The 5,936-nt window shown below is 62.9% G+C and carries 7 protein-coding genes and 1 pseudogene; 3 read left to right on the top strand and 5 right to left on the bottom strand.

Annotation, left to right across the window (positions count from 1 at the left end; all coding sequences use genetic code 11):
• A pseudogene (locus ACYVH8_RS12830) lies at positions 1-116 on the top strand (IS5-like element ISCARN85 family transposase); the annotation flags it as partial.
• Positions 117-122: 6 nt separating this feature from the next.
• Here ACYVH8_RS12830 and ACYVH8_RS12825 read toward each other — a convergent pair.
• The 4 genes from ACYVH8_RS12825 to ruvA all read right to left on the bottom strand — a co-directional run bounded on the left by ACYVH8_RS12825 (position 123) and on the right by ruvA (position 3,493).
• Entirely contained in the window at positions 123-1,007 is an 885-nt protein-coding gene (locus ACYVH8_RS12825) for a carbohydrate ABC transporter permease (RefSeq protein WP_460489207.1), read from the bottom strand.
• A 63-nt stretch (positions 1,008-1,070) separates the two neighbouring features.
• The gene (locus tag ACYVH8_RS12820) at positions 1,071-2,318 is read right to left on the bottom strand and encodes an ABC transporter substrate-binding protein (protein WP_460489206.1); all 1,248 of its coding nucleotides are present in this window, start codon (positions 2,316-2,318) and stop codon (positions 1,071-1,073) included.
• A gap of 198 nt (positions 2,319-2,516) precedes the next feature.
• On the bottom strand, positions 2,517-2,906 hold the full coding sequence (locus ACYVH8_RS12815) for a YkvA family protein (protein WP_460489205.1): 390 nt from the start codon (positions 2,904-2,906) through the stop codon (positions 2,517-2,519).
• 11 nt (positions 2,907-2,917) lie between these two features.
• A complete protein-coding gene (gene ruvA, locus ACYVH8_RS12810; RefSeq protein ID WP_460489204.1) occupies positions 2,918-3,493 on the bottom strand; it encodes a Holliday junction branch migration protein RuvA in 576 nt (191 codons plus the stop codon).
• 141 nt (positions 3,494-3,634) lie between these two features.
• On the opposite strand from ruvA, the gene ACYVH8_RS12805 reads away from it, so the two are divergent.
• Positions 3,635-4,579, top strand: a complete 945-nt coding sequence (locus ACYVH8_RS12805; protein WP_460489203.1) for a PhoH family protein — start codon at positions 3,635-3,637, stop codon at positions 4,577-4,579.
• Positions 4,576-5,067, top strand: a complete 492-nt coding sequence (gene ybeY, locus ACYVH8_RS12800) for an rRNA maturation RNase YbeY (RefSeq protein WP_460489202.1) — start codon at positions 4,576-4,578, stop codon at positions 5,065-5,067. The genes ACYVH8_RS12805 and ybeY overlap by 4 nt, the downstream gene beginning before the upstream one ends.
• A gap of 54 nt (positions 5,068-5,121) precedes the next feature.
• Here the strand turns inward: ybeY and ACYVH8_RS12795 are convergent.
• A partial coding sequence (locus ACYVH8_RS12795) for a toll/interleukin-1 receptor domain-containing protein (RefSeq protein ID WP_460489201.1) occupies positions 5,122-5,936 on the bottom strand: 815 nt, incomplete at its 5' end.

The following is a 5,936-nucleotide window of genomic DNA, read 5'->3' as shown; positions in this document are numbered from 1 at the left end:
TCAGGCGGCTCAAGGGCTACCGACGCATCTTCTCTCGGTTCGAGAAACTCGATGCAATGTTTCTTGGCTTTCTCAGCTTCGTGCTCGTGGCAGATGGCCTTCGTGGTTTGTGTTAACAGGCCCTAGCGCTCATGGGACTTGCTCCGCAGTTCGCTGTAGAGATAGGGCACCACGAGAGCGGCAACCGTCATCAGCATCACCATGGCACTCGCCGCGCCCAGGCCGATCTGCCCGCGCGTGAAGCTCATCGCGTACATGAAGGTGGCGGGCACGTCGGTGGCGTAACCCGGCCCTCCGGCCGTCAACGCCATGATGAGGTCGAAACTCTTGATCGCCAGATGCGAGAGCACCATGAGCGTGGAGAAGAACACGGGCCGCAGCGCCGGCAGCACGATGCGCCAGTAGATGCGCGGCAGCGAGGCCCCGTCGATCTGCGCGGCCTTGATGATGCTGTCGTCGATGCTGCGCAGGCCGGCCAGGAACAGGGCCATGGTGAAGCCGGCCGACTGCCAGACGCCCGCGATCACCACGCAGTAGATTGCCATCTCGTTGTCGACCAGCCAGCCAAAACTGGCGCTCTCCCAGCCCCAGTCGTGCAACAGCTTCTCCAGACCCAGGCTGGGGTTGAGCAGCCACTTCCACACCGTGCCCGTGACCACAAAGGACAAGGCCATGGGGTAGAGGTAGACCGTGCGGATGAAACCCTCGGCGCGGATCTTCTGGTCCAGGAAAATGGCCAGCAGGATACCCAGCACCATGGAGCCGCCCACATAACCCAGGCCGAAGATGCCCAGGTTCTTGAGCGCCACCCACCAGCGGTCCATCTCCCACAGCTTGGCGTATTGCGCCAGGCCCACCAGCTCGTAATTGGGCAACATGCGCGAGACCGAGACCGAGAGCACACCGTTCCAGATCATCAGGCCGTAGACAAAGGCCAGACCCAGCACCACGCCGGGCGCGAGCACCAGCCTGGGCAGCCACTTCTCCAATCGATCGTTCGAGGTCACGACAGTTCATGCATTCAAAGAAACGGGGAAGAGCACTCTTCCCCGGTCAGCTTGGGTACGCGCTCAGCGGGTCTTGGCCGCGGCAAGCAGGCGCTTGACGCCTTCGTCCACGCTGATCTTGTCGTCGTTCCAGAACTGGCTCACCAGATCCTTGATCGCGCCTTCGGTCGCGGGCGCGATGGCCATGCCGTGCGCCACCGAGGGCACCAGGCCGCCGGTCTTGGCCGTCTCGACGAAGTCCTTGCTCGAGAGCTTGGCGCAATCGTCGAACTTGGCCATGGACATGTTCAGGCGCACCGGGATGGAACCCTTGTTGAGATTGAACACTTCCTGGAAGTCCGGGCTCATGATGGCCGCGGCCAGCGCACCCTGGGCCTTCTGGGCGTTCGCGTCCTTGAGCTTGAACATGGCGAAGGAGTCCACGTTGAAGGTGAAGGCGTTGGCCGTGCCCGGCGCTGCGGCGCAGAGGAAGTCCTTGCCCGGCTTTTTGCCGGCGGCGATGAACTCGCCCTTGGCCCAGTCGCCCATGAACTGGAAACCGGCCTTGCCCTGCATCACCATGGCCGTGGCCAGGTTCCAGTCACGGCCCGGGGCGGCGGTGTCGGTGTAGCTCTTGATCTTGCGGAAGGTCTCGAAGGACTTCTTCATCGTGGCGCTGCCAAGCGCCTTGGGGTCCAGCTTGACCAGGGCGTCCTGGTAGAACTTGGCGCCGCCCACACCCAGCACCACCGACTCAAAAGTGGTGAAGTCCTGCCAGTTCTGGCCACCGTGGGCCACGGCAATGAAACCGGCCTTCTTGATCTTGTCGGCCGCGGCAAAGAACTCGTCGTAGTTGGCGGGCATGCCGCTCACGCCGGCCTTCTTCAGCACCTCGGGGCTGGCCCAGACCCAGTTCACGCGGTGCACGTTCACCGGCGCCGCCACGTAGGCGCCCTTGTACTTCATGACATTGGCCACGACGCCGGGCAGCAGGCTGTCCCACTTCTCGGCCTTGGCCACCTCGTCCAGATTGGCCAGCACACCCTCCTGCGCCCATTCCTGGATGGCCGGGCCCTTGATCTGCGCGGCCGCCGGCGGGTTGCCGGACACCACGCGGCTCTTGAGCACGGTCATGGCGTTGTCGCCGCCGCCACCGGCCACGGCGAAATCCTTCCAGGTGTGGCCCTTGCCCGAAATGATCTTCTTGAGTTCGGCGGCCGACTTGGCCTCACCGCCCGACGTCCAGTAATGCAGCACTTCGACCTCGGCGGCCAGGGCCAGGTTGACGGACAGGGCCATGCCGCAAGCCAGCAAAATTCGATTGAGTCTCATGGTGGAATCTTTCTTGCAAGTGTTCAGGTTACCCAAATCACGGATTCGGGTTATTTAATTTTTCATTAATTAAACAAGCCTGATGATCGGTGTTTACCCTTGATCCGGAACAGCATGCAGATGCGCGACGGCTTGCACGCCGTTTATGGCCCCAAGGGAAAGGGATGACCGGAACGAGGCGCCCGGACCGGGGCGACGTCAGCCGCCAGCATTCCACCAGCGCCAGGCCCACCACAGCCCCAGGCCGGCCAGCGCCAGCCAGATCGCCACGATAACGACACCCGCCGCGCGGCTCACGAGCTTGCGGCGTTCCTGCGCTCGGGCCCGGCATTCGGCCAGCACGGCCGGCGGCAGCAGGCGTATGGCCAGCATGATGCCCAGAGGGATCAGCACCAGGTCGTCCAGGTAACCGAGCACGGGCACGAAATCCGGGATCAGGTCGATGGGGCTGAAGGCATAGGCCACGATGCCCGCCACCAGCAGCTTGGCGTACCAGGGCGTGCCGGGGTGGCGCGCCGCGAGGTAAAGCACATAGGTTTCGGCCTTCAGCGCGCGGGCGCGCTGCTTCAGGCCTTCGAGCCAGCCCACGCGCCGCCCGCCTACCTGGCCAGCGCCTTGAGCGCGAGCTTGATGCCCTCGCTCACGCCCACATCCTTCGGGAGCGCCTTGAGCGCGGCGGCGGCTTCCTTGTCGCTGTAGCCCAGGGCCAGCAGCGCCTGCAGGATGTCGGCCTGCGCGTCGCTGCCCGGTTGCGCATGGGGCGCGCCGATGTCCGCGCCCAGCTTGCCCTTGAGTTCGAGCAGCAGGCGCTCGGCCGTCTTCTTGCCGATGCCCGGCACCTTGACCAGACGCCCGGCCTCCTGCAGGCTGACCGCCTGGGCCAGTTCGCCCACGCTCATGCCCGAGAGCACGGCCAGCGCGGTGCGCGGGCCCACGCCCGAGATCTTGATGAGCTGGCGGAAGGCCTCGCGCTCGGGCGCGGTGCCGAAGCCGTAGAGCAGCTGCGCGTCCTCGCGCACCACGAAGTGCGTGAGCAGAGCCACCTTCTCGCCCAGATGAGGCAGGTTGTAGAAGGTGCTCATGGACACATGGACTTCGTAGCCCACGCCGTTGCAGTCCACCAGGACCTGGGGAGGGTTCTTTTCGAGGAGGGTGCCGGAGAGCCTGCCGATCATGGGGCGCCTATCATTGGGGTTGTTTAACGGTACGACTTCCTCCCGTTCGCGCTGAGCCTGTCGAAGCGCGCGCCTACAGACTTCGACAAGCTCAGTCCGAACGGCAAGAATGAGGGAAATGTTTCCTTTAGGAATTATCAGTTGATTCTGCGCCACCTCTTCTCCCCGCCCAACAACGCGCGCCTGGCCCGCCTGTGCGGCCCCGCCGACGAACACCTGCGCACCATCGAAAACGCGCTGCACGTCAAGATCGCCCACCGTCACGAGCAGTTCAAGGTGGAAGGCCCCAAAAAACAGGCCCAGCGCGGCATGGAAGTGCTGCAGGCGCTCTACGAGATGGCGACCAAACCCATCGACGACGCCATCGTGCAGCTGCTGCTGGCCAGCGACAGCTCCATGCCGCTGACCGAAGACGGTGAGGCGCTGCAGACACGCCGCCACGAGCTGCGCGCCCGCACGCCCAACCAGGCCCATTACCTGGAGAGCATTGCCGGCAACGACATCACCTTCGGCATCGGCCCGGCCGGCACCGGCAAAACCTACCTGGCGGTGGCCTGCGCGGTGGATGCGCTGGAGCGCAGCGCGGTGCAGCGCATCGTGCTCACGCGCCCGGCCGTGGAAGCCGGCGAGCGCCTGGGTTTCCTGCCCGGCGACCTGACGCAGAAAATCGACCCCTACCTGCGCCCGCTCTACGACGCGCTCTACGACCTGATGGGCTACGAGAAGGTGCAGAAGGCCTTCGAGCGCAATGCACTGGAGATCGCCCCCCTGGCCTTCATGCGCGGGCGCACGCTGAACAACGCTTTTGTCATCCTGGACGAGGCGCAGAACACCACGCCCGAGCAGATGAAGATGTTCCTCACGCGCATCGGCTTCGGCTCGCGCGCCGTGGTCACGGGCGACGTGAGCCAGATCGACCTGCCCAAGACCCAGCTCAGCGGTCTGATCGACGCCGAGCGCGTGCTCAAACGCGTCAAGGGCATTGCCATCTGCCGCTTCACCAGCGCCGACGTGGTACGCCATCCGTTGGTGGCGCGCATCGTCGACGCCTACGATAAGCCGCGCAAGCCGGGGGATGCGGCATGACCCCAACTAAGCCCGTTCGCGTTGAGCCTGTCGAAACGCCCCTTCCCATGCTGGACCTGTCCCTGCAGTTCGGCATCGCCGTGCCCGAGGCACACAAGAAGCTGCTGGGCAAAGCCCGCGTCGCCCGCTGGATGCGCATGGCGCTCCTGCGCCCCGCCGAGGTTACCGTGCGCATCGTCGGCACGGCCGAAGGCCGCCAGCTGAACCGCGAGTACCGCCACAAGGACTACGCCACCAATGTGCTGACCTTCGACTACGCCCTCGAACCCGTGGTCATGGCCGACCTGGTGCTGTGCGCGCCGGTGGTGGCGAAGGAAGCAAAGGAACAGGGCAAGACCCTGGAAGAACATTACGCCCACCTGCTGGTGCACGGCACCCTGCACGCGCAGGGTTACGAACACGAGACCGATGAAGTCGATGCGCTGGAGATGGAGACGCTGGAGGTCTTGCTGCTGGAAGGGATGGGGTACGGGAATCCGTACGAGTAACGTAGAGGTACCCAGCGACCAGAAGGAACGCGCCCACGAGACTCAGCGTTGCCGTCAACTGCGAAGCTCAGTCTCATGCTGGATTGCCCTGACGATTCGTCTACATACCTCCTCCACGCCGAGAGAAGAAGGAATTCCAACTTTATCAAGAAGTCTCGGCGAGTAGGCGTAGATTTCCTCCTTCGCAACGCCGTGCCAAACGGGCACAAGCACACTCTTCTTTTCGAGAATCTCGCGGGTAAAGATCGAATCAAACTCGGCCTTCGTCCACCCTTCGTTACCAAGAAAATTCGGTGACAAGACAAGGACGCACTTGCTGCATTCCTTCAACCCCTTCTCGATACTCGCCCGCAGACTTTGCCCCGCCACTAAGGAATATTCGTCGTACCAAACAGTGCAAAGCATTCCCTGCAATGTAGTCGCCAGATCACGAACAAACGGCTCCTTGTCGCGCGAGTCATGCGAAATAAACGCCATGGGCAAATCCAACTCAGCTCTCCGTTTCACATATGCCGCGTCGCGCACGACCAGCTTAAGCCCCTTCGCGGCAGCAGCATTTGACAATATCTCTTGGTCCTGCCCCGCGAGTTGACCATCCGTATAAACGAACAGCCGTCCAGTGAACTGGAGATCGTCTTTTCGAAGTTGTTCGTTGCTGCCATGGAATCCCTGAATGACGTCAACACCGTCAGCGACCTTCAAAAGATCGTTTATGTTCTCTATATAGTGCTGAATGACTTGTGCTAAGGAAGGTCTGAACAAGTCCACCGAACGGCCCCTTGAATCGTTGATCGTGGCAAAGGAGTTGTGCCGATGGACCAGATCAGTTTCGCCGATGCCGAATACGCAGGCAAGAGGAAGAAGACCCG

The sequence above is a fragment of the Curvibacter fontanus genome (assembly GCF_054780335.1).
Note: the sequence above shows the minus strand (reverse complement) of the source record. Positions and strands in the feature narration are given on the sequence as shown.

Coding starts and splice junctions, on each gene's coding strand:
- ruvA (WP_460489204.1), bottom strand. CDS start 3,493: ATGATCGGCAGGCTCTCCGGCACCCTCCTCGAAAAGAACCCTCCCCAG.
- ACYVH8_RS12820 (WP_460489206.1), bottom strand. CDS start 2,318: ATGAGACTCAATCGAATTTTGCTGGCTTGCGGCATGGCCCTGTCCGTC.
- ybeY (WP_460489202.1), top strand. CDS start 4,576: ATGACCCCAACTAAGCCCGTTCGCGTTGAGCCTGTCGAAACGCCCCTT.